We start from the raw sequence: 23,183 nt of genomic DNA, 5'->3' as shown, positions 1-23,183 counted from the left end.
CCCCGAGACAATATTTAAAGAGGTTAAAATGGCAACCGCTATCCGTCTTTCTCGCTTTGGTAAGCGTCACAACCCGATCTACCGCGTAGTCGTTATCGACAGCCGTAAGGCACGCGACGATAGCTTTATCGAACAGGTCGGTTTCTACAACCCCAACACCAAGACCCCCGAAATCAAGTTCGATCAGGAAAAGGCTCTCAAGTGGCTCTCCACTGGTGCTCAGCCCTCTGACACCGTTCGTAACCTGATGAAGCAGGCTGGCATCATGGAACTCTTCCACGAAATGAAGGCTGGCCGTTCCATCGAAGGTAAGGTTGCTGCTCCCAAGGCTGTTAAGGAAAAGAAGGCAAAGCTCGGTCCTAAGGCTCTCGCCAAGATCGAAGCTGAAAAGGCTGCCAAGGCTGCTGCCGAAGCTGAAGCCGCTGCCGCTGCTGAAGCACCCGCAGAAGCACCTGCAGAAGCTTAATTCAAACATTTTGAAAGGGTCTCGTGCAGTGAACCTGCGCGAGGCTTTTTTAAACGGAATCGAAAGGTTCCAGCCCCTTTGCAATCACCTTCCATAAACAGTATCCGCTTTTTAGTTTACTGTAGTCAGATTCCCACCCACGTCTTTAATGTCTGAATCCGAAGCACAAGAAGAGTTCATCACCGTCTGCCAGCTCATGCGCACACATGGCGTAAAGGGCTATATCAAGGCGATGCCTCTGACTCACGACCTTACCCGTCACGAGAAGCTCAAGGATGTGATGCTAAAAAAGACCAATAGCGAACTGGTTAAACTGACGGTGGAAGATTCCAAGCTGGCAAACAACTTGTGGTTGCTGAAATTCAAGGGGTACGACACCCCCGAATCCATTACTCACTTTGTCAATGGCGACTTGATGATTCCTGAATCCGAGCGCATTCCCGCCCCCGAGGGCGAATATTACATTGACGACCTGGAAGGATTCCGTGTCAAACTGGAAGATGGCAGAGAAGTTGGCGAGGTCATTGAGGTTCAAGAACTCCCCACCGTCTATGCCTTTCAGATCAAGTTTGATCTGGAGTACCAGAAAGAGTTTTCCGCTCAACCCATTCTAGCCCCCTGGGTCGACGACTGTGTTGTAGAAGTCGACGAAGAGGACGAGAGCATTACCTGCGACGCAGACTACCTCAAGAGCATGTGTCCGGGGGAAAAATAGTCCAGTTATGAAAATTGACTGCATCACCATTTTTCCGGAAATGTTCACCCCCATGAAAACTTCTATCATGGGCAGGGCTCAGAATAAGGGGCTTATGGAATTCAATACAGTCTACCTGCGAGACTTCGCAATCAACGATTATGGTCAGGTAGACGACGTCCCCTACGGTGGCGAACCGGGCATGGTCATCCGACCGGAACCCCTGGCAAACGCAATCCGCAGTACAGGCGTCAAGGAAGACGGCGGCAAGGTCATTTACTTGACTGCAGACGGCGTTCCCTTTAACCACAAGATGGCCCAGGAACTTTCGAAAGAAAAGCACCTGGTCCTGATCTGCGGACACTACAAGGGAATCGACGACCGCATCCGCCAGTCCGAAGTGGATCTTGAAATTTCCATAGGCGACTTCGTTGTCAGTGGTGGTGAATTGCCCGCCATGCTGGTAACAGACGCAGTTGTCCGCCTGATCGACGGCGCACTGGGTAACAGAGAATCCGGAGACACCGATTCTTTCGCCCAGGGAGTCCTCGGCTGGCCGGTTTACACGCGTCCAGAAGTTTTTGAAGGGAAAAGAGTTCCAGATGTGCTTCTCTCGGGCCATCACAAGAACATAGCGGCTTGGAGGCGTCAAGAATCGTTAAAAAGAACGGAAGAAAGGCGCCCAGACATCTTTAAAAATCTCGAAAGAGATACTAAATTTGGCATCAAATAATTAACGAGGTACATTATGTCCCTGAATATCGAAGCAATCCAGAATGAAAACGTGAAGACCGACCTCCCGGCATTCCGCTCTGGCGACACCGTCACCGTGAACGTCAAGGTTATTGAAGGCACCAAGGAACGTATCCAGCCGTTCAAGGGCGTCATCATCCAGGTCAAGAACTCTGGTATCTCCAAGACCATTACCGTCCGCAAGATGTCCAACGGTGTTGCCGTTGAACGAATCTTCCCGGTCAACTCTCCCCGTATCGCTTCCATCCTTCTGGATCGCCCGGGTAAGGTTCGCCAGGCTCGCATTTACTACATGCGCGACCTCCGCGGTAAGGCTGCTCGTATCGACGAACGCCAGTAATCGCAAGGCGTATTTAAGGCGCGTATAGGCGGTTTTCTCCATGAATTCCAAGAAATCAGGAGATTCCCGACAGCAAATCATCCCGCCCACCCGTTTAAACGTGGAGGCGGGATTTGTTGTATATACTCCCAACGGACCCAATCAAGTTAGCGTTGCCGCAGGCTCTTCTGACGTAAACCCTAAAAAGGAACCCGAAAGGAGCATCGTCATCCTCAATGACGGGGAACTTATCGCAAGAGAGAAGGACAGCCCAGAAGACATCGTATTTACAATGCATCCAGGTGACCTCGTTGGCGTGGCCGCCCTTTTGGAGCGTGAACCGTTCAAATACGAAATCGCCGCCACCAAAAAGTCCGACATCACTCTAGTGAACGAAGAGTGTATGGAATCAGAACTAAAACGCCTTCCCCTATGGCTCCTTGCCGTAATCAAAAGTCTGTCAAGCAAGACTCGACGCCTTAAGCAGGCCGCCCAGCAGCCCCGCGTCGAAAACTCAATAAAGAGTCTCGCCCTATTCCTAAGCAAGAAAAAATCAAAAAGTTCCAACGGTCCTATTTTATACAACGTTGCAGAACTGATTCAGGAATTTTGCTGGATTACAAAATTAGACTTTACCACGGTCCAGCTAGACTTTAAGAGCCTCTTCCGTCGCCACCTCATTGAAATTTCCAAAAAAGAGGGAGTCGTCGTCTGCAAGATTATAGACGCCGAACTTTTGAGGATATTCGTAGACTTCCAGGAAGTAAGTGACGCAGGTCAGCCATTTGAGCCCTATAAACTGACTCTGTACCAGAAAAAGATGCTGGTTCTTCTTTCGGCCATGTCCGAAGACACCCTTATGGACAGCCCCGGCTGGCTTGCGTTCATCAGAAAGCACGACACCAACGCCGACGTTTCGGGATGGATCCGTCTGCAGAAGTTAGGCTGGTTCAAGCCTGCAGGCAATCAACAGTATAGCATCAATTTAGGGACGATTAAATACTACCTGAAGGCCCTGCGATACGAAACCAATGTTCGAGGAGTTCTATAATGATTCTGAACGCTGGCGAATATCTATGCACCGAAGGCGACAAGAACAATACCCTCTTCATTGTCAAGAGCGGCGAATTGGAAGGATCGTCTTCTAAAAAGCCCAAGATCCGGCTATACGGACCGGGTTCTATCATTGGCGAATTCAGCCTGTTGGAAGGAGCCGCAGCCAAGGAAACCCTCAAGGCAAAAACACAGTGTGAACTGCAGGTCATCAACCCTGCGGGACTGCAGGACGCCCTGGCCAAGGAACCCAGCTGGCTTATGTCCATCATCACCTTCCTGGCCAGCAGAACCCACATCGCCAAGAACAACCTTATAAAGAGCAATAAGGTAAAAGCTCTCCCCGCATTACTTTATCTACTAAGTTCCCGAGGTACTGTCACACCGGTGCAGGAAATCTGCGAAGAAGTCCACCAGCTTTTCAATATCGATGACGACGAAACAATGGGACTACTGCAGACTCTGCAGAGTATAGATGTCCTCAAGGTCTTAGGCGACGAAATTCGTATTGAGAGCCCTCGCGTCATTTCTCTGCTGTATAAGACCATCTGCTACCGAGCCATCCATAAGAAGGTTTCGCCTAGCATCCTATCCATGACCGAACAGATGGTTCTTACCGCAGTTACCAAGACGGTCCAGGAAAGCAGAGACCCGCTGAAAAACGGAACATTCACCGTACAGACCGAAACACTGATGTCTATCGCCAAGAAGTCACTTCATCTGACCTTGACCTTGCGGACCATACAGCCCTTGATTCAACGCGGTCTTCTCATTCCCTCTGCACAGGTAGCCTCCCCGAATTCCGACGACCCCCTGGAAAGCATCCAGTCCTTTAGAGGGGACTTCGAAAAGGTTCTGGATTTACTGGAACTCAACCGCATTTTCCCCATGCTAGACAAACATCTAGTTTCTTAGTTTACTATCTTTTCAATGAATAATTCAACCATCAAGGAAAGGTTTCAAAAATGAAAATTTCTGCTCTTCTCGTTACCCTCGCTTCCGTTGCCGCATTCGCACAAGACGCCGCTGCAGAACAGCAGCAGGGTGGTCTCGCCGGTTTCCTCCCCCTGATTCTTCTCTTCGTCGTAATGTGGCTGTTCTTCATCCGCCCCAAGAATAAGGAAATGAAGCAGATGGAAGCCATGCGCAAGGCTCTGAAGAAGGGTGACAAGGTTATGACCACTGCAGGTATCATCGGCGTCGTCACCAACATCGACGAAACCTCTACCACTGTTACCGTACGTACCGGTTCCACCACCCTTATCGACTTCGAAAAGGCAGCAATCATGCGCGTTCTGAACGCCGAAGCCAAGCCTGTCGAAAAGACCGAAGAAAAGAAGTAATCTATGGCATTGCTCCCTATTAGAACTTATGGCGATCCGGTGCTTCGCAAGAAGTGCACCCCCATCACCGAAATCACTCCGGAGCTGCGCCAGTTGGCAAAAGACATGCTGGAAACCATGTACAAGGCTCCCGGCTGTGGTCTTGCCGCACCGCAGGTCGGTCTGAACATCCGACTGGTGGTTATCGACACGTCCATTCCCGACGAAGAGGAACCCAACCCCTACATCATGTTCAACCCGGAATGGGAAGCCGAACCTGACGCAGAAATGGTGGACTATGACGAAGGTTGCCTCTCCGTTCCCGACATCTTCTGCAATGTGGTTCGCCCCAACAAGGTGTGTGTCCGCTTCTTCGACATCAATGGAGAAGCCCAGGAAATCCATAACTGCGACGGCCTTTTCGGACGCTGCATCCAGCACGAAGTGGATCACCTGAGTGGCGACCTGTTCGTAGACAAGATTTCTACAGCAGACCGCACCATGACCCAGTCCAAGCTGAAGAAGATGGCCAAGGACACCCAGGCAAAGCTCAAGGGCAAGCATTAAATAACAGAGGGTTTGTTGGCCAGACTGTTGACATCCCTCTGGTTTGCAGCCAGCCTGCTAAGTTCCGTTTATGCGGAACCGCAGGCTGTTTCTGTATCCGACGGTTTCGATCTGCCAGGAGATGTAGAAGAAACCGAAGTCATACGCTTTGTTCCCATCGAAGCCTCCAACACTGCGGAAGCCCAATTTTCTAGTTCAAGCCTCGCTGCCAACTCGGCAGGTAGTTCCGCAGCAAATTCTATCGCCAGCTCAGCCAACATGGTGGCCAGTTCAGCCAATGCCGTCAGCAGTTCCGCCAGCGTAGCAACAAGTTCCCCATTCGTCCCAATTTCCGCAATTTCCACCGAAGGAACAGATCCCCTTCAGGAGACCGCGGTAAAATTCGAAGAGCGCAAGGTTCCCCAGGATTTAGACCGCCCTCTCCGAGTCGGGGTGCTTATTGGAGCCAAGGAAGCCTACCTAAAATACGCCGACGACATTATCAAAATTACCGCCAGCGGGAAAAGCATAAAACTTTCCAGCAAGGGCCAGTCCATGGAAATGGAATCCCGTGAATTCGGCAACGAAGACGGATCCTGCATCGCCTTTGCAGCAGATACCAAAAGTCTTCAGCGGGCATGCTATCCGGGTACAGTCCTTTTCAGGGCAAGCAACGGCAAGGTAGATGCAATCAACTCCGTAGACGTAGAAGATTACCTACGCGGCGTCATTCCCTACGAAATCGGCAAACTTGACAGCGGTCGCATCGAAGCCCTGAAGGCCCAAGCTGTCGCAGCCCGCACATACGCCTACAAGCATTACAATAGCCGCGAAGCCCAAGGGTTTGACGTCTATGCCGACACCAAGGACCAAGTCTATAAAGGACTAGAAGGCGCCACCCCCCTTACAGACGCCGCCGTCAAGGCCACCGCAGGCGTTACCATGATGTACAACGGAGAATTCATAATCGCCTATTACCATTCCACCTGCGGCGGAACCACAGAAACCCTAGCCACCTGGAATCGTCCAAACCTCCCCTACCTCCAGAGCAAGCCAGACCGTCGTAACGATGGCACCCCCTTCTGCAACGAATCCAGCTACATGAAATGGGAACGCCGTTTTGCAGACAAAGAAATCGCCGACCTAATCAAGCGCAATTTAACCGAATCAAAAGCCAAGCTATCCTCCGTCGCAACCAAAGATTTCAAGAAAGTCAAGGAAATCACGGTCAAGAACAAACTAAAAAGCGGTCGTATTCAGACCTTGGTTGTAAAAACCGACAAGGGCGACATCGAAGTTCTTACCGACAGAACCCGCTGGCTCTTTAAAAAGAACAACTCCATCCTCCCTTCATCATTCTTTACCATCAAGCAAAGCGGCAAGGAATGGATCCTCACAGGTACCGGTTTCGGCCACGGAGTCGGCATGTGTCAGATGGGAGTCCGCGCCCGTGCCCAGGCAGGACAATCCTACCAGGAAATCCTCACCCACTACTACCCGGGAATCACCCTTGAAAAATTCGACCGATAAACCAACCCTTTCCGTCATTAGCCAGGGATGTGCTGCAAATTTTGGAGAGGGCGAAAAAATCGCTCGACTTTTTGACAACGAATTTAACGTCACCTTTGGCCTCCCCAAAGAAGGCCTAGAACCAGCCGCATTTATCCTGAACGTATGCACGGTCAAGGGGAATTCAACGGCACTAAAATTACTGCGCGAGGCAAAAGCCATTGCACCCCAGGCAACTTTCTTTGTAACAGGCTGCGCCCCTAGGGATCTGCAGGAAGAGGTTCGCAAACTTTTTGAGGACGTCAGATTTACAAGCCTCAACGAATTAAGCAAAGAAAGAACATCCCAAGAAACACTTATCCTCAAGCCGGGAACCGTTCTTCGCGAATCCCCTCTCGTAGGTATCGTCAACATCGAAGAAGGCTGCCTAGACGCATGTGCCTACTGTTCCACCCGCCTAGTCAAAGGGCGACTGCGTAGCTTTTCTGCAGAATCTATCGTAGAGCAGGTACAGCGACTCGTTTCTGACGGTTGCATCGAAATACAGCTTACAGGCCAGGATTGCGGTTGCTACGGATTTGATTTTGCAGGGAACTCCCGCGCAGAATTTCCCGCCCAAAACCTTGCTGAACTGGTTCAGCAGATACTCGTCAAAGTTCCAGGCAATTACCGCATCCGCCTAGGCATGGGCAACCCGCGGCACATCAAAAGCTACCTGGAACCGCTCATGGAATGCTTCCAGGACGACCGTGTCTACAAATTCATCCACCTTCCCGTCCAAAGCGGATCCGAGCACGTTCTGCAGTTGATGAACCGCAAACATACCGCCAAGGATTACCTGGAGCTGGCAAACGAGTTCAACAAGCGATTCAGCTTGTTCACCCTCAGCACAGACCTTATTGTCGGCTTTCCCGGCGAATCGGACCAGGACTTCAAGGACACCTTAAACATCCTCCAGGAAACACACCCTACGGTCTGCAACATAACCCGCTTCGTCAGCCGCCCAGGTACGGTAGCAAGCCGTCTAGAGCCAATCGTGCCCGACACCGTTAAACACAGTCGATCTGCAGAACTGGCCGCCGCATTCCAGGCCATCGCTACAGAAAATAACGCCCGCTGGATTGGTCAGACAGAGCGTGTGACCGTAGAAAAAGCAGGCTATCGCCAAGGCACCATCATCGCCCGCAACGACGCCTACCGCCCAGTTGCTCTGAGCGAAGGTCTTCAACCAATAAAAACTGGCACCCGCCTACAAGTCAAAATAACGGCCGCCGAACCATTCGCCCTCATTGGTTCTATAGTTTAATTCCAACATTTTTGCATGTCTGCCAGAAGGCTTTTACGGAACTACCGGCTACGCCGGTAGTTTTCTCTATACAAAAAGCCTCGGCATTGAGCCGAGGCTTTTTAAACTTTGCTAACCGCTATTACTTATTCTTATGACGGCGGTAACCGAAACGATAAGTATCAGAGGTACGCTTGTAAGTGTTGGTCTTGATCTGACCAGCTTCGTCAGCATCGCCGCCCTTCACGCAGTACTTGTAGTCTTCCTGAATGAAGGTAACCTGGTAGATGTACGGGCCAGTTGCAATCATACGGCCGCTCTGAGAAACAGGATACATCTTGATAGTCATCCAGCCCAAGCCAGTAGAACCGTACAGCGGATATTCCTCGCCGCAGGCGCCAAGCTTAGCAGTTTCGCCACCCAGAGCCTTATGAATTTCGTCAGCACTCATACGCTTCTGGTACTGGCTAACAAAATGGCCCATATGGTCGAACACGCGAACGTTAAGGCGGAACGGACCAGAAACCGGATAAGAAATACTTGTGCAGCTTTCAACACCAGATTCATCGCTGAAGCACATAGAAGATGCGCTTGCCTTACCACCGACGTAAGCCACAGAACCGGCACCAACAGTACCATTAGCACCAGCCTTAGAGAAGGAGCTCTTATCTTCGTTGGACAGCACCAGCGGGTTACCATTACCAGCAGAAGTGGGGATAGAGGTAATGATCAAGTCAGCGGTAAAGTCAGCAGGCAATTCACCACTGTTGTTCTTGGCAACTTCGGTCAATACAGCAGCCTGCTTATCAAATTCAGGACGGTCAATATTCTTGTCAAGAACGAAGGTTTCGACGTTGGGGTTACCCACGAACTGAGTAACAGACCAATCGCTAGGAGTATCCGGGAAACCAATCACCTTCTTTCCAGAAGAAGACTTGATATCGAAACCAGCGGCGTCCATCTTCTTGGTCCAGGAAATCATCTGATTCCAAGCATCAAGACCCACAGTAGACACATAAGCAGCCTTCAGTTCTTCGTCGTTGGCAATTTCGTTTTCAGGATCGCGGAAATTGAATGCAATCTTGTCGTTACCGGAAATGCCAGAAGTCATAACATTACCATCAGCATCGACCAAGATACCTTCCATATCGTACTGAATACCAGAAGGACCAAGGTTAATACCATCAGAAATAGAGGTAATGTAGTAGCCATAAACCTTAGTAGAAGAAGCACCGGTAGAATCATAGACCGTTCTCATCACCAGCAAGACCGGAGCGGTGCCTGTTGCGGCAGCGTTTCTGATATTAATCAAGGAGGATTCATCCAGAGTAGTATTCAGGGTCACGCTGACGGTCTGCTTACCAGTACTGTCGGTAGTCACCACAGACTTACTTACAGAGGGCTGACCATAGCGAGACGGAGCGAGTTCAGAAAGAGAACTGCGGATACGGAGGTTAGAACCATCGGTCTGACGGTCAGCATAGAAGAAGTGGATATGATGCCAGGAGCCATCCTTCCAGGTACCATCAGCATCAAGCTTGATAGAGCAGGAGTCAGCCTGTTCCAGAGGATCGCCCGGCCAGCAACCATGAGCAAAGCCACCTAAACCGGCGACACCAAACTTCTGACCAGAAAGGTAGTCCATGTCAGCCTTACCAGCTGCAGCCAAGTGAGTACCCCCCAGGTCAACCACCAGAACGCCGTCCACGTAAATCCACATGTCATCGTCACCAGTGAATTCGAACACTTCGCCAGCACCCTTCTTGTACTTAAATGCGGCGTAACCCATCATGGTAAAGCCATAGTTGCGCAGGTGACGCAGGCCAATTTCAGAAGTGGCAGCAGCCTGATATGCGGCAGCACCAACCTTGGGACCACCATTACGCTTCCAGGCATTGCAAAGTTCTGCAGTATTCGAACCCTTAAAGTCGGTCTGGTCCTTTGCATATCGATATTCATAAGGCGGGCAGAAAATGGAAAGAGACTGAGCGCCGTACTGATTCGGATACTGGGGTTTGGGTCCCAGCCAGGTAAATTCGCCATCATCAGAAATGGAATCCAGCGGGAAGTAACCACCATTGTTCCAGTTCTTATCGATTTCAAAGTACTTCGGATCACTAGGATCCTGATCCAGGATCAAGGTGGTATTGGTACGCAGGTTGACATTATCTACATCCGCATACCACTGGCTGAAATACTGGTTATCACACCCTTCACGCTTAGCGGAAATTATGGGAGAATACATGTCCAGACCGCCGTTAGGATCGTTGGGATCCTTAACGAACTGCAGGTTTCGTTCAACAAGGCCCGGAGTCACGTACACAATCTGTGACCAGGAGTGACCCTTACAGACCTTACCTGCGGTACACTCCTTTTTGCTGTCGGCCATATTGGCGGCCCAAGTCGAAGAAGCGTCGGAGCACAATTCAGACACAAGACCACGCATAGTCTTTAGGCTAAGGGGATTCAGCTTAGCATCGTAAGAGCAATCCTTGAATTCACCGTACCAGGCATAACCCTGGTTTGTAACTCTAGAAATAGCGGTAATATAGTCGGGAACCGTAGAAACGGCACCGGACTTGGTCATCACGGAACCATCGGCGTTAGCCTTGGGATAGCCTTCGGTACCTACGGGGAGACCGTAATCAGGAGTCTGGGTATTACCGCAACCATATTTACCATAGTTAGATCGACGACCAGTCCACGTCGGATCCGTGCTGTATGTAGCCAACCAGGAACTCGGCTTAGCATCATCCTTGCCAGAAAAGATGCTGTAATAAGCTTCTTCCTGGAAGTTTTCAAAGTCGGGATGACCCACGTCAAAGTCGCGGACAACAATATCCAGTTCTCTCTGGTTATCTTCAACAACCGCAAAGGACGAAACCACCCCAGCGAGTCCAAACATCATCGCGGTAAGAGATATCCGTTTAAAACGATCCAATTTCATATAGTCCAATCTCCACCTGTGCACAGGTTATGAATATTCAACGCTAAATATACACCATTTTAGACTATATATTAAAAACGAAAATTGAAAAATATCTGTAAAAAAGCAATAAGGAACGTTCAAAGCCATAAAAACACACCTTTTTTCGCCCACAGCAGGAACTTTCGTTTCAAAAAAGGCATTTTCCCCCTTCATTTTTCTAAAATAGCACCCATTATGTCATTTACCATTATTTTACCCATCATAACCGCACTAATTCTATTGAGAATTTTTTGGCTTCGCGTCAAGGCAGCAAACGCACATAACGAAAATTTCAAAAAGTTGCCTTCTAAAGATCAGCTAGCCGTGCTAAAGGAATGCCTCCTGAACAATCCGTCAGAATCAAATCTGCGTAATCTTGGGAATTTTCTGAAAAAAAACGGTCTAGACCAAGATGTGGAGTCTTACCGTCCCTTCCTAAAAAAGCAGCTGGAATTACGAAATAAGGCAAACGCCCTGGAAGAAGACAACCAACTGTTCGAGCAAGAAGCGGACTGGCTAGACCAGATAACGCCCCCGGAATTCAGCGAAGCCGACCAAGAACGGCAGAACGGCAACAAGGAAGCACACATCTGCCTTTGGCTAGAAGGAATCAACCGGCTCTATTCCGACAAGGCAATCCAGGAACGCCTATCAAGCCTCATCCCCCACTACCCTAAGGCGGAACTCCTGGCAAGGCAGTACACTGAATTAGCCGAACTGAGAGACAACAGCGCCGCAGATGACGCCTCCCTAGAAAAGATCCGCAAGGCTAAGGACGCCTGGATTCAGGAATTATTAAATTACGAACCGTAAAAAATTTGCACTATATAAGAAGAAGGCTCGCCGAAGCGAGCCTTCTTCTTATATCTATCGGATTCTCTAAATATTAGAACCAGCGCCAGGTCAGACCGAAGAGCACCATGTTCTTAACCTGAGCATCTTCATCCTGATCCAGGTCGTAAGCCATATCGAAGCCAACCTGCAGTTCGATCAGCGGGGCAATCAGAACAGTCAGCAAGTTTTCCCAACGACCGTCAATTGCGTTGACACCTTCAAAGTTGGTGAATGCCCACAGACGGCTCTTGAAGCTAACCACATCAGAAAAGCCGTACTTGAATTCAGTAACGGATTCCAGACCCGGTTCATCCTTCACGGTCTTAAGATGGTCGCGTTCGCCACGAGCAATCTTTTCGGCACCGTGTTCATCAGCGTAGCCGTAGCCGTTAGAAATGGTCATGCGGTTTGCAAAACCGAGACGCTGGCTAAACATATCATTGGGGATATAGGCAAGACCGGCAACCTGAGTTTCGTAAGCAGGGTCCATAAAGCTGGAGACAGCCTTCTTGACTTCGTTACCATCTTCATCTTCGCTATAGGTGTAGCCGGCAATCATCTGAGTTTCAAAACGGTTTCCGACGTAGGGCTTCAGCACTTCGGTCATGTTGAAGTCAAGCATGGATTCCCAGAAAAGACTGTCAGAGGACTTACGACGGCCCTGGCCATCGGTCCAAGTCTGTCCGAGATCGATATCCACCAGGTTACGCCAGTTGGCAACCTTCCACTTACCCTGCACGTCTGCATCAAAGGTCACCAACCAAGTGTAGTTGGAAGTACCATCCTGCTGCCAGTTGTGGAAGTTGTAATAGTTATACTTGACACCGGCAACAACATCAGCAGTCCAGTTTTCGGGCAGAGCGCCTTCGAACATGCCACCTTCTGCCATAGCAGGAGCAGCCAAAGCACATGCTGCAACGCAAGACATAAAGAAATTCTTCAACTTCATATGTTTTCCTTTTTTTTGAGCCTGGCATACGCCGCGGCGGTTAAGTTAACGAAAAGATAGAACTTTTATTTTTATTATAAACCCCATTTTTTTATATCAACGCCCTCATTTGTGCAAATAATCACGAGGTTTACTATAATTGTCAGTATGAATCTCCTCCCCAAAATGATAATACCTTTCGGATTAACCCTTTTGGGGGCGGTTCATTCAGGCGCTGCCGAAGCACCCAAACAGCCCTCCGATATAAAAATCGAAGTTGGGATCGGCACACGGAACCAGGCTCCATTGGTACTGGTCGCAGGCCTTGACTTCAGAAGCCTTGCCTTTAGAGTGCAGGGCATGGGCATGCATTACGGCGAAAATGATTTTTGGGCCAGCATCAGGGGAAGCCTCCTCTGGACTTGTTTTAGCGAACTCCCCTTCAAATTCGATGTTGGCATTGGCGCAGGCTACGAATACGCCGAAGCCCCCAACAAGATGCACCAGGCCATAAACAACGCCAACAAGAAAAAGTACGTGTACCCGTTCAACTACAAGGAAGAACTGGACATTTCCATGGAAATGTGGGTCCACATGTACGGTCTATATACACAAATCAGCGTGCCGTTTTACCAGTTCAAGGATCACGACGCCCAAAATGTACTGTGGGGCGTAGGCTTTACCTACACCCTTTAAATATAGACGAAGCCTCAAAAGGACAACGCAAACTTTTTGGAAATAAAAAAAAGAGACTCCCAAAGGGAATCTCTCTTTTTTTCGTTGAGTTACCAGGATTCGAACCTAGACAAACAGAGTCAGAATCTGTTGTGCTACCGTTACACCATAACTCATCGTTGGTGAGCCAAAGTTAACTAATAAAATTAACCTTGGCAAGGGGTTTTATTCATTTTTTTCAGAAAAAATGCTGAGATTGATTGGACTATAGGTCATCCACTGTACCTGTTGGACACTTCCCTCGGGCAAAGACACCGCATTCTGGGTCACATAGTACATCATGGGGACCTCCATCTCACGCAATTTTGCCACGACCTTGGGGTCGCCGGAATAGAGAATCACATCCTGTACGCCCATAGGCAGATCCACTAGAGAAGCCTCATCGTAGCAAGTGACGTCGCGAACAAAATGGGATGTACCCTTAATACCCACAACAACGCTATTCAGCATGCAGTCACTAGACTGGGTCGTATCTTCGCGGTCAACAACCAGGGCAACACCATAAGACAGTCCCGACGGCTTGCTCAACGTGTCTACACCGACATCCAGCGTGTCCTTCAGATTCTTGACTTCACCAGCCATCACATAGCGGGACACGCCAACCTGGACCGGGAAGCCATCCATCATCAATCGATATTCAACTCTGAAGGAATCTTCGGGAACGGATTCCGGAACAGGCAACCACCAGCGGCCAAGGCTATCCGTCTTCGCATTTACAACAAATTCAACAGAATCACCTTCGACAAAGTCAAAGCCGTACAGATCCGTAATCAGCATGACTTCCACACTGTCACAAGGCTTACCGCTCTTGCAAATAACGGTACCGCTAATACGGGATACGACCTTAGCGACTTCTTCCTCTTCCTTGATCAGGGAATCCACGTCAGACTTAATGCTCCAGATGAACGGTCCCTGTGTAACGGTATCTCCGGCAGCAACAGAGTCCTTCAGTTCCCAGCGGCGATAAATCAGGCTGTCCGCGACACCGGAATCCTGCAGCTTGGCAACAATCTCCGGGTCCCAGGGGAAGAACGACATCCAGCCAGTACCAGCGGGAATCATCAAGCTGAACGAATCGCCAGCAAATACGCTCTGGAAGAAGGGCGTTCCTGTCAGGCTAACAATAAAGTGGGAGCCAACCTTCACTGCAGAATCGGCTTCTTCATAAAGGAGAACGCCGTTAAACAAGGCGGCCTTTTCTAGCCTGATGGAATCGTAATCGTCAGACTTCGAAGTCGTATACGGCAGGTAGAAAATTTCAGATGCCAAGGAATCAAAAACAGCCAACTGGAAGGTGTCAGCCATTGCAACGGCAAAGGCGAACCGACCTGCAGAGTCCGTCACAGTATCCCTAGACTCGGGGATTTCATAAGAATCTGCCTCAGAGCTTGCCAACCTGGCCATCCTGACAGTAGCGTTCACGGCAACAGAGCCATCGGCACGATGGACCACGCCGGCCACTTCAGCTTCAGTTGTAGCAATGGTATTGCCCGTATCGGTCACAGTTCCTGCAGTACTGGAGTCACTGGAACAGGCACTCACGAAAGCGAGCCCGGCGACGCAAAACGCCACCAGCATCAAACAATTCAAAAAGCGAGTCCTCATGCATCCTCCTCATCAGGTTCCGGAGGCAAGGCAACCTTTTCCTTACTCAGCGGAAAGAACTGAATATTCATCTGGGCAATCATAGTCTCGCCTTCGTCGGAACGGACTATGTCGACAACTTCCTTGCGGAACAAGTCAATCTTGCTGATAATACGTTCCAGACCTTCGGCAGACACGCTCATTGTCATGCAAGATACATTTCTACGTTCGGTGCTGTAGTGATCCAGGGCATCTTTACCCAAATCAATCATCTGTTTCTGGAACTGATGAACGAACAGCGGAGCGATTTCGGACCCACTGAAGATGGCCTTGTTCACAGAACGATAGCAACCGGTAATATCCAATTCGATCAACTGCAGGTTCAACAGGAGCTGAATAGCCTGTTTTGCCTGCGGGAGCGTGATCTTCGGGTTCAGGAACAGCGCCAGTTCCTGAATATTCTTCTCGCCAATATTCAGCACGGAAAGGGCTTCGCGAACAGCCACATAATACCACTTGCTGTAGTATTCCTGCTGGTTCTTGGTCAAAGACTTGATGGCACTGGGCAACAGAGCAGACATCTGCTCGAAGATAGCCTGCTTGGATGCCGGAGTAGTAGCATGAGTAAAATCAACCATCAAGGTAAAATAGCGGCCTTCCTTCTCGTTCAGTCCCAGCGCCGCAATAAACTTCGGCAGCATCTGGGGCGTAAGAGACTTACGGCCACGAATCAGGTCTAGATAGAATCCAGAAGACGAATACCCCGCCTTCTTGGCAAAAGACCTATAGGAAAAATACCGCTGGACAGACTTCCGGTAGTCATAATAGTCCTGCAGGTACTTCCTGTAATTGTAATATGCATAAACGTTCATCAGCAGGAAATATAATTTTTTCGGACATTTTTGGGAACACCTTCTTTGTAAAAAGCACCCCCTTGACGATGTAAAAAAAGCCGCTTTACTACTAGTATCAGCCTAGAGAACACCTAGAGAACACTTTCGTGAACACCATGCATTTTTCCTATACCCACCTTAAAAAAATTAGCCTATATTTAGGGAACACCCAATCCCATCCCTCGGACTTCCGCTTCACTCCAAGCGGAAGTCCTTTTTTTCTTTATAATTTTCCTTGTAAGATTCCATACGGGAACAGTCCACGTCCGTATACAGAACTTTATAAGTTACTTTTATTATTTCATCCTTATTTTTCTATCTTTGTATACATGAATTCGTTCAAACCATCATCTATAAAGGGCTTTTTCCTTAGAATATTACGACTTTTAGGTGCTCTCGCCCTCATTTACTGCAGCATGGTATTCTACCTTGCACTTACAGAACGCCAAATCGCATTTCCGCGGGCAATTACCCACAAAGAAGCCAACGCAGCGATTCAGGGCAAGGCAAAACAGATTTCCTGCACGCTGGAAGACGGCAACATTTTAAGCGGTTGGCAGCTCGGCTCGGATAACAAGTCCATTCTGCTCTATTTCCCCGACACAGATGAAGATGGGGCCCAATTTCTCGCCGAAGCGGGAGAAAATGCACAAAGCACGCTAGTCACATTCAATTATAGAGGCAGCGGAAACAACAAGGGAACCCCCTCCTCAGAGAATTTTCTAGATGACGCCAGGCAAATCACCGCTTGCGCAAGCCAAATTACCGGCAGGGCGCCTGAAATAGTCGCCGGAAGGGGAATCGGAGCTATTTTAGCCGCAGAACAACTTAAATACACAAAAAAAAGCAGTTTATTTTTAATTGACCCCATCAGCAGCATTGCCGACAAGATCAACGAAAAATACAGACTTCTTTATCCCAAATTTTTGATACGGACAAAAGTCGACATGCCCGACTTGAACGAAATAGCTATTCCAGAACAGGTTATTCTCATTCAGGATAGACAAAATAGGCAAGAAAGCAACTTGATTTTCGAAAAAGAACACCCCAATTTCAAAAAAATCAAGGCTCAAGGCAGTCCCTTAAGTAATAAATTAAACCAAGCCTTACAACATCTTACTGCCCAAACAAGGTAAAAAAAGGCATTTTTCCCCAGTTATCTATGTGATTTACCTTACATAATGTAGCCTTCACAACAGGCATTATTGTTTTTTTTCTTATAATCATTGCATTTAAGGTTTAAAAATTGTTAATTTACAAGCAAAACAACAAATAAAAGAGGTGTAATAATGGACGGAATTATTGTTAAAATGGACATTCGTGGCTTCATCCGCTTCCCGGCAGAAGCTATTCGAACCATGAAACTCGACAAAATGGCCAAGCAGACAACTGGTCCCCGTGGCGAAACAATCGATGTTGGCCCCTATGCAGATATCGAAGTTGACCCGGTAGGCAAGCGCGTGGCTATCACTCCCGTTAAGGAAGCAAAGGCTACTTCTTTCCGCTTCATTCTGGGTGTCAACGGTTCCAAGTCCAAGTTCCTGTATTTCAAGGGTGCCCTTAACGCCATCGGCGAAAAGATCGTAACTGGCCCCTACATCCTGGAAAAGGAAGGCAACAAGTACATCTTCACCAGCAAGAACGCCTCCTCCAAGAAGAAGGGCGAATGGAAGCTTATCGCATGCCGTAACTCTGTTGCAAACAAGACCATGCTCTCCATCGACTCCCGTGGAACCATCATTTTCGACCGCAACTCCAAGAATGCAGTCAACACGGCCGTAAACAAGACCATGGTTGCAGAATACGACAAGACCAAGAAGGTGTTCTCCCTGACTTTCAGCAAGGACAAGGGATTCATCAACGTTCGTACTATCGCTAGCCACGCAAACGCCTCCTTCATGGGAACTCTTTCTTCTCATGGAATCGCTCTCCCGAGACAGAGCTACCGCACCGAATGCAAGATCGAAGGCAAGGTCCTGTCCTTCAGCGTTGCCTCCCTGGTCGCAGAACAGAGAGCGGCAGCAAAGGCTAACAAGAAGTAAGCCTTAAGCGAGGGGATCGTCATGATAGATGTTCTTAAGGCATTTTATACCGTACACTATAACTTTGGAGCCATTTGCGTGCTCCTCGCGCTTCTTTGCATCTTTTTTCTCACGAAAAAGAACTTTAGAGGCGCACTTATAGCCCTCGCGGTTATTATCGCACTGAATGTTTTCATTTTCAAGAGGACCGACGGAAACGCCTGGACCATAACTATAGAGCTTCCCGAAGAAACCAACAGTTATGGATTTTCCAGCAAGCCCGATCCGATTGTGATGACTTTTTCAGCGCTCAAGAATTGGACTATCACCGACGCCAAGGGCGAAGTTCACCATTGGTGCTGGGTAGACGCTTACTGGGATAGCTTTGCTAGCATGGATCTCGTCGCCAAGATTTGGGGTTCAAACTCTAGCAAGAAGATGATGCATTCCACAGAGAGTCGCGCAGACGCCTTCAACGGGAACTAAGCCCCTACAAAAAATCCTTTAAAACTAACTCACCTGCTTCCATCTGGACGTAGGTGAGTTTTTTCATCCAGTCCCCGGCAGAAGCGACAACACCATTCTTAACAGGCCATACTCCCGCTATATGGTGATGCCCCAGAACGCAGTAGTCACAGCAGTTCTTTTTCATAGCGCCGCCGGCCCATTCCAGATACTCGTCCATATTGATGACTCTTGTTTCGCCAGCCTTGCGGCTACTGCGGCCAACAAATCGAGCGAGACTCATCCCCCAATCCGGATGGATCAACTTAAAAAGTTTGCGGTTTAGCGGAAAATCAAGGATTTTTCGCATGACGCGATAACCCTTATCAGACTTGGCAACGCCATCGCCATGGCAACAGAGGACCCTTTTCCCCTGAACCTCAAGAATAACCTGCTTATGGACTTGAACGCCCAGCGTTTTGGGGAAGAAATCCTCATAGGCAAAATCATGATTTCCCTGAAGAAGATGAACTTCCACACCGGATTTCACCAATTCCCGAAGAGAAAAATACAGTTCAAAATGGTTTCGGCAAACGTAATCTCTATACTCAAACCAGAATTCAAACAGGTCGCCCGCAATGACCAAGTGAGAAATTTTACCGCGTAGCTGATTTAAAAACTGCACAAGTTTCTCTTCGCGATTAGCAACACAGAACGGAGTGTTCACACCCAGATGGGCATCAGATATAAAGACTACTGGTAAATCCATATCCGCAATTTAATAAAACAATAGGAACTCCCATACTTTTGTATCTTTACAAATGATGTTTTACACGAGAAGCAAAAGAAAAATCAGCGTTTTGATCGCTACGATACTGTTGGCCTTTTTATCGGGCTGTTCCGTAAATCTGCAACAAGGAAATCTAGAGAACATTCCCTTAACTCAGGAAAAGTTCAGTTTCTTTGGAAATATTCCCTTCGTTTATGGCGGAGACAGCCTGGAATTAAGCCAAGATTTGCTACGTGCTTACACGGCAGCGGCAACGCCAGAGGATTATCCAAGAAATTCGTGCCGAGGCAACGCCGAAATCATCGCATCAGTCAAGCAGGAATCGGCCCCGAGTTCATGGACTTTGGGAGCCGTGATTATCCCCTTTTGGCCAATCCTCCCTGTAGATGAAACCTTAAGCTTTACCCTCCGCGCCCGCATTTTCTGCAATGGCACTCTGGTCAAGCACGTTGAATTTTCGGAACAGGAACAGATCAAGGCCACCGTATACGGCCGCATGCGAAGCGACCTGATTAACAACGCCGCCAAGGAAATGCACCGCAAATTAATCCAGAGGCTCCGCTTCGAGTTACAGGGTTCCCGTCAGGCAGATTTAAATTCCGTACTCAGCTACAACACCTCATTATAAAGATTTTTACCATGGCTCATACACTATACATTGTCGCGACTCCCATCGGCAACATGGAAGACATCACCTATCGAGCAGTCCGTATTCTCAAGGAAGTTCCTCTGGTTCTGGCAGAAGATACCCGTCACAGCCGAATCCTGTTCGATGCCTACGGCATCAACACGACCATGGAACCTTATCACGATTTCAACAAGGAAAAGGTCACGCCCAAGTACGTTGAATTTCTAAAAAACGAGGGCGACATTGCGCTGATAAGCGACGCAGGAACCCCAGGCGTAGCCGACCCGGCATTTAACCTAGTTAGAGAATGTGTCCGTGAAGGAATCGACGTTCGAGCCATCCCCGGCCCCTGCGCCATGATTACCGCCCTGATCAGTAGCGGTATGCCTACCGACCATTTTGCATTCCAGTATTTCTCCCCTAAGAAGAGCGCCCAGCGCATCCACTTACTAGAAAAACTGAAGGATGAGGAAGCGACCCAGATTTTTTACGCCAGCCCCCACAACATCGACAAGTTCGTCGAAGAAATCAAGCTCGTATTCGGAGACATCAAGATCGCCCTCATGCGAGAATTGACCAAGAAGTTCGAGGAACATCTTATCGGGACGCCGACAGAAATTTCTGCCCACTTTAAAAGTCATCCGCCCAAAGGCGAATTCGTATTAGTTTTCAACCCTCAGGACAAGAGCGGTCTTTAACGAGTTTTTTCATGGAAAAAGTCAAACGATATATTTGCGAATTGCCGAAAGCCTACAAGTTTTACGCTGCGGTAACCTTCATTGCTGAAATCATTATTTTTGCAGCAAGGGCTGACGAACCTGGACTCTACACCCAGAACATCCAGTGTATTCCCTTTATATTGGCACTTCCGTTTCTTTTTGTCAAAACAATCCGAAAGAACTTTACTCGTTGGATTTACACGTACAGCGTCCTATCCTTTTTAAATCTGGCCATAGACTACAATACTGCCAACTATAATGGAGCCGGCCATGCTGGTATCGTCCAGATCGCCATGACGTTCTGCCCAGTCGGCCTGTTCTGGCTAGTCAATTTTTTCCGCTGGAACATACGCAGAATCAAGGAACAGGATTCACGAACCGCCTTGATGCTATGTACTTTCTCCTGGGGACTTTATGCGTTCGCCTACCCACCCATGCCCCTTGGCCCGGCAGCGTTATTGCAGCTAGTTCCCTGGTTTATAGTCCTTAACCGTTACGGAAGGCAACAGGCCCTGTTCGCCACATTCTGGTCAGCCATCCTATACAATACAATCAACTACTACTGGATTTACAATGTAATGCATGTAGAAACAGCTCCGTCGGGATTGATATTGTTCGGACTGTTCCTACTCATCGCCTACTTCAGCATATACAACGTTCTTGCCGCGTACGTCTACACTCTAGCAGCAAAGGCCTCCATCAAAGGCCATCGTTTACTGCTCCCCCTTTTCCCCGTATTTTACGCAGGTCTTGAAATGACTCGTACCCGAGGGGATTTCAGTTTTCCATGGAGCCACCTAGGTTACACCTTCGGAAACCATCTGGAACTTCTGCAAATGCTCCCCTGGGTCGGCATCTTTGGTTACACGATCATGGTCGTTGCCTCCAACCAGGCCGTCGCCCATGCCTTGGCCAACTGCAAAAATTTCAAAAAGGCACTTCCCATTTTCTCGGTTCCCGCAGTCATTTTCATACTGCTTCTAATTCAGGGTTCAATTGTTCTTTCTTCAAAGGAAGCCCAACCTTTCAACAACGCTGATTCCCCCGAAAATCCATCAATTGCCCTGGTCCAGCCCAGTATCGCCCAAGGTGCCAAATGGAGCAAGGACCGTTTTGACTCCATCGTCAACAAGACAATCGGCATGGTAAACGACAGCGTGCGTGCGGGAGCAAACCTTATCGTCCTCGCAGAGACCGCCATTCCCGACCACATCAGAAGGCAGCCCGCAGTCATCCGACTCCTCAACAAGACGGCCACACTGAAAAACGCACAACTGATGACCGGAGCCCTAGATTATAAAAGAAACCCTCCTGGCAGCATTCGCAAGTTTGACATTTATAACGCCTCTTTCCTGTTCAGACCCGGCGAATCGGGATACAGCCGATATATCAAGAAGCATTTGGTACCTTTCAGCGAAAGAATCCCCTTTGACGATATATTCCCCATTTTGAATTATGTGGACCTGGGCGAAGGTGATTTTGTTCCTGGCAAGGAAACCCCCGTATACGGACCTTACGACTGGACTCCATACATTTGCTATGACGCCATTTTTGGTGATTTAATTCGAGAAGCCATCCGCAGCGGTTCCCGCCTTATGGTGAACATCACCAATGACGGTTGGTTCGGCAGAAGTACGGCCCCCTACCAGCACTTGAACCTGGTTCGCTACCGCGCCATAGAAAATGGAATGCCCGTAGCAAGATTGGCCAACAGCGGTGTTTCTGTATTCATCGACCAATATGGGCACTTCGATCTAAACACTAAACTTTTCACCGATGCCGTCATACAGAGAAAGGTACCTCTTAAGACAAGAGATACCTTATATAGCCACATCGGCGATCATGTAGAAACAGGCCTTTTAATATTCTTCCTGGCGTACTTGATTATCGCCCTGACATTAAACTGCCGTTGCTTTCGTAAAATTAAAGCATAAGCATCGGAGGCCAATGGCCGGCCTTGGGGCGTTCCTTAAATTCAGCATTGGGCAAGAATTCTTTCAAACCCAACGTCAAACTAGGTAAGACGGCCTGGTTCATACGTCCAAACAGGACCTTTGTCTCTCCGTTATCTTCAATTTTTGAATCAATTTTATTTCGCACAAGATAATTCAAGCCATCACCAAGTGCGTTTTTATCCATTTTCAAGGCGGCACTGAACCATTCATCCTGCCATTCGCCAAACTCATTTTCCAGGAACTCCATAAAAGCATTCAAGGTCGGTTCAGCAGCATTTCGAACCTGCCTGGCCATAAAAGTCAAAGTTTGATCGGTCCAGTTGCTTTCTTCATCACAAAAATCTGCATAAGGCGACAAAAGAATCCACTTCTGACCGCAAGGCTTATTCTTGGCATCCTTAAGCAAAGCCAAGGCGCCAAGCCCCCAAGCGACAACAGTTGTCGCCTCGGAAAGACCCTTTAGGCCATACATTCCGTCTAAACAGGAAACCATGTCTCCATACGAGACAAAGACGTGTTCAGCCTCCGGATTTGCACTGATAAGATCATCCTCCCACAGACTCAAATCCGAAGCCCAGTCGGGAAGCCAAAACCATTTTTCCATTATAGCATCCTCATGCAACGTCTTTATTAAACCATTAAACCTGTTTTAAATATATAGTGTTTTTAGGGAATGGTATACTTGTCATTAAAAAAACGCATTGTTCATTAAAAAAAGTTTACTTCCACTTTGACAT

At 48.5% G+C, this 23,183-nt stretch carries 24 protein-coding genes and 1 tRNA gene; 18 read left to right on the top strand and 7 right to left on the bottom strand.

Features of this window, described 5'->3' with window-relative positions:
* Nucleotides 1–28 precede the first annotated feature (28 nt).
* The 10 genes from rpsP (at nucleotide 29) to MMG03_RS02920 (ending at nucleotide 7,968) form a co-directional block, all read left to right on the top strand.
* Nucleotides 29–466: a 30S ribosomal protein S16 gene (gene rpsP, locus MMG03_RS16035; protein ID WP_073156133.1), complete on the top strand. Its 438-nt coding sequence runs from the start codon at nucleotides 29–31 to the stop codon at nucleotides 464–466.
* A gap of 148 nt (nucleotides 467–614) precedes the next feature.
* On the top strand, nucleotides 615–1,181 hold the full coding sequence (rimM, locus tag MMG03_RS02960) for a ribosome maturation factor RimM (RefSeq protein WP_073156130.1): 567 nt from the start codon (nucleotides 615–617) through the stop codon (nucleotides 1,179–1,181).
* A 7-nt stretch (nucleotides 1,182–1,188) separates the two neighbouring features.
* Nucleotides 1,189–1,893 (top strand): tRNA (guanosine(37)-N1)-methyltransferase TrmD, encoded by a 705-nt coding sequence (gene trmD / locus MMG03_RS02955; RefSeq protein WP_073156127.1) that lies wholly within the window; start codon nucleotides 1,189–1,191, stop codon nucleotides 1,891–1,893.
* 15 nt (nucleotides 1,894–1,908) lie between these two features.
* Nucleotides 1,909–2,253: a 50S ribosomal protein L19 gene (rplS, locus tag MMG03_RS02950; protein ID WP_073156125.1), complete on the top strand. Its 345-nt coding sequence runs from the start codon at nucleotides 1,909–1,911 to the stop codon at nucleotides 2,251–2,253.
* Between the two features lie 40 nt (nucleotides 2,254–2,293).
* The gene (locus MMG03_RS02945; RefSeq protein WP_249505595.1) at nucleotides 2,294–3,283 is read left to right on the top strand and encodes a hypothetical protein; all 990 of its coding nucleotides are present in this window, start codon (nucleotides 2,294–2,296) and stop codon (nucleotides 3,281–3,283) included.
* Nucleotides 3,283–4,200 carry a cyclic nucleotide-binding domain-containing protein gene (locus MMG03_RS02940; protein WP_073283006.1) on the top strand — a complete coding sequence of 306 codons (918 nt, stop codon included), beginning with the start codon at nucleotides 3,283–3,285 and terminating at the stop codon, nucleotides 4,198–4,200. Before MMG03_RS02945 ends, MMG03_RS02940 begins: the two co-directional genes overlap by 1 nt.
* Nucleotides 4,201–4,250: 50 nt before the next feature.
* Nucleotides 4,251–4,628: a preprotein translocase subunit YajC gene (yajC, locus tag MMG03_RS02935; protein ID WP_073156117.1), complete on the top strand. Its 378-nt coding sequence runs from the start codon at nucleotides 4,251–4,253 to the stop codon at nucleotides 4,626–4,628.
* Nucleotides 4,629–4,631: 3 nt separating this feature from the next.
* Nucleotides 4,632–5,174, top strand: coding sequence for a peptide deformylase (def, locus tag MMG03_RS02930; protein WP_073156114.1), 543 nt, complete (start codon nucleotides 4,632–4,634; stop codon nucleotides 5,172–5,174).
* 15 nt (nucleotides 5,175–5,189) lie between these two features.
* A complete protein-coding gene (locus MMG03_RS02925) occupies nucleotides 5,190–6,683 on the top strand; it encodes a SpoIID/LytB domain-containing protein (RefSeq protein WP_249505594.1) in 1,494 nt (497 codons plus the stop codon).
* Nucleotides 6,664–7,968 carry a MiaB/RimO family radical SAM methylthiotransferase gene (locus MMG03_RS02920; RefSeq protein ID WP_249505593.1) on the top strand — a complete coding sequence of 435 codons (1,305 nt, stop codon included), beginning with the start codon at nucleotides 6,664–6,666 and terminating at the stop codon, nucleotides 7,966–7,968. The genes MMG03_RS02925 and MMG03_RS02920 overlap by 20 nt, the downstream gene beginning before the upstream one ends.
* 121 nt (nucleotides 7,969–8,089) lie before the next feature.
* On the opposite strand, the gene MMG03_RS02915 is transcribed toward MMG03_RS02920, so the two are convergent.
* Nucleotides 8,090–10,894, bottom strand: a complete 2,805-nt coding sequence (locus tag MMG03_RS02915) for a fibro-slime domain-containing protein (RefSeq protein ID WP_249505591.1) — start codon at nucleotides 10,892–10,894, stop codon at nucleotides 8,090–8,092.
* Nucleotides 10,895–11,215: 321 nt separating this feature from the next.
* On the opposite strand from MMG03_RS02915, the gene MMG03_RS02910 reads away from it, so the two are divergent.
* Nucleotides 11,216–11,728 (top strand): hypothetical protein, encoded by a 513-nt coding sequence (locus tag MMG03_RS02910; RefSeq protein WP_139259075.1) that lies wholly within the window; start codon nucleotides 11,216–11,218, stop codon nucleotides 11,726–11,728.
* 73 nt (nucleotides 11,729–11,801) lie between these two features.
* Here MMG03_RS02910 and MMG03_RS02905 read toward each other — a convergent pair whose 3' ends face one another.
* On the bottom strand, nucleotides 11,802–12,698 hold the full coding sequence (locus tag MMG03_RS02905) for a DUF3078 domain-containing protein (RefSeq protein WP_249505590.1): 897 nt from the start codon (nucleotides 12,696–12,698) through the stop codon (nucleotides 11,802–11,804).
* A 147-nt stretch (nucleotides 12,699–12,845) separates the two neighbouring features.
* Here MMG03_RS02905 and MMG03_RS02900 point away from each other — a divergent pair, with 147 nt between their 5' ends.
* A complete protein-coding gene (locus MMG03_RS02900; protein ID WP_249505589.1) occupies nucleotides 12,846–13,373 on the top strand; it encodes a hypothetical protein in 528 nt (175 codons plus the stop codon).
* Nucleotides 13,374–13,457: 84 nt separating this feature from the next.
* Here MMG03_RS02900 and MMG03_RS02895 read toward each other — a convergent pair.
* The 3 genes from MMG03_RS02895 to MMG03_RS02885 form a co-directional block, all read right to left on the bottom strand.
* Nucleotides 13,458–13,528, bottom strand: a tRNA-Gln gene (locus tag MMG03_RS02895).
* Nucleotides 13,529–13,577: 49 nt separating this feature from the next.
* Nucleotides 13,578–15,017 carry a hypothetical protein gene (locus tag MMG03_RS02890; protein WP_073156101.1) on the bottom strand — a complete coding sequence of 480 codons (1,440 nt, stop codon included), beginning with the start codon at nucleotides 15,015–15,017 and terminating at the stop codon, nucleotides 13,578–13,580.
* Nucleotides 15,014–15,868 (bottom strand): TIGR02147 family protein, encoded by an 855-nt coding sequence (locus tag MMG03_RS02885; RefSeq protein ID WP_073156099.1) that lies wholly within the window; start codon nucleotides 15,866–15,868, stop codon nucleotides 15,014–15,016. The genes MMG03_RS02890 and MMG03_RS02885 overlap by 4 nt, the downstream gene beginning before the upstream one ends.
* 350 nt (nucleotides 15,869–16,218) lie before the next feature.
* Here MMG03_RS02885 and MMG03_RS02880 point away from each other — a divergent pair, with 350 nt between their 5' ends.
* The 3 genes from MMG03_RS02880 to MMG03_RS02870 all read left to right on the top strand — a co-directional run bounded on the left by MMG03_RS02880 (nucleotide 16,219) and on the right by MMG03_RS02870 (nucleotide 18,396).
* Nucleotides 16,219–17,025 (top strand): alpha/beta hydrolase, encoded by an 807-nt coding sequence (locus MMG03_RS02880; protein WP_101478800.1) that lies wholly within the window; start codon nucleotides 16,219–16,221, stop codon nucleotides 17,023–17,025.
* Between the two features lie 153 nt (nucleotides 17,026–17,178).
* Nucleotides 17,179–17,931 carry a hypothetical protein gene (locus tag MMG03_RS02875; protein WP_073156093.1) on the top strand — a complete coding sequence of 251 codons (753 nt, stop codon included), beginning with the start codon at nucleotides 17,179–17,181 and terminating at the stop codon, nucleotides 17,929–17,931.
* A 21-nt stretch (nucleotides 17,932–17,952) separates the two neighbouring features.
* Entirely contained in the window at nucleotides 17,953–18,396 is a 444-nt protein-coding gene (locus MMG03_RS02870; protein ID WP_073156090.1) for a hypothetical protein, read from the top strand.
* Nucleotides 18,397–18,400: 4 nt separating this feature from the next.
* On the opposite strand, the gene MMG03_RS02865 is transcribed toward MMG03_RS02870, so the two are convergent.
* Nucleotides 18,401–19,123, bottom strand: coding sequence for a UDP-2,3-diacylglucosamine diphosphatase (locus MMG03_RS02865; protein ID WP_249505588.1), 723 nt, complete (start codon nucleotides 19,121–19,123; stop codon nucleotides 18,401–18,403).
* 91 nt (nucleotides 19,124–19,214) lie between these two features.
* Here MMG03_RS02865 and MMG03_RS02860 point away from each other — a divergent pair, with 91 nt between their 5' ends.
* From MMG03_RS02860 to lnt, 3 genes are read left to right on the top strand one after another with little or no spacing between them, the layout of a single operon-like run.
* Nucleotides 19,215–19,772, top strand: a complete 558-nt coding sequence (locus MMG03_RS02860) for a hypothetical protein (RefSeq protein ID WP_249269320.1) — start codon at nucleotides 19,215–19,217, stop codon at nucleotides 19,770–19,772.
* Nucleotides 19,773–19,783: 11 nt separating this feature from the next.
* A complete protein-coding gene (gene rsmI / locus MMG03_RS02855) occupies nucleotides 19,784–20,470 on the top strand; it encodes a 16S rRNA (cytidine(1402)-2'-O)-methyltransferase (protein WP_073156085.1) in 687 nt (228 codons plus the stop codon).
* 11 nt (nucleotides 20,471–20,481) lie between these two features.
* Nucleotides 20,482–22,425: an apolipoprotein N-acyltransferase gene (lnt, locus tag MMG03_RS02850; RefSeq protein WP_249505587.1), complete on the top strand. Its 1,944-nt coding sequence runs from the start codon at nucleotides 20,482–20,484 to the stop codon at nucleotides 22,423–22,425.
* Here the strand turns inward: lnt and MMG03_RS02845 are convergent.
* Nucleotides 22,415–23,050 (bottom strand): alpha/beta hydrolase, encoded by a 636-nt coding sequence (locus MMG03_RS02845; RefSeq protein ID WP_249269319.1) that lies wholly within the window; start codon nucleotides 23,048–23,050, stop codon nucleotides 22,415–22,417. The two genes, lnt and MMG03_RS02845, sit on opposite strands and share 11 nt — an antisense overlap.
* Nucleotides 23,051–23,183: the final 133 nt, after the last annotated feature.

Source organism: Fibrobacter sp. HC4 (assembly GCF_023373925.1).
Taxonomy (GTDB): domain Bacteria; phylum Fibrobacterota; class Fibrobacteria; order Fibrobacterales; family Fibrobacteraceae; genus Fibrobacter.
The sequence above is the reverse complement of the archived record's forward strand: the minus strand, read 5'-3'. Positions and strand labels throughout refer to the sequence as shown.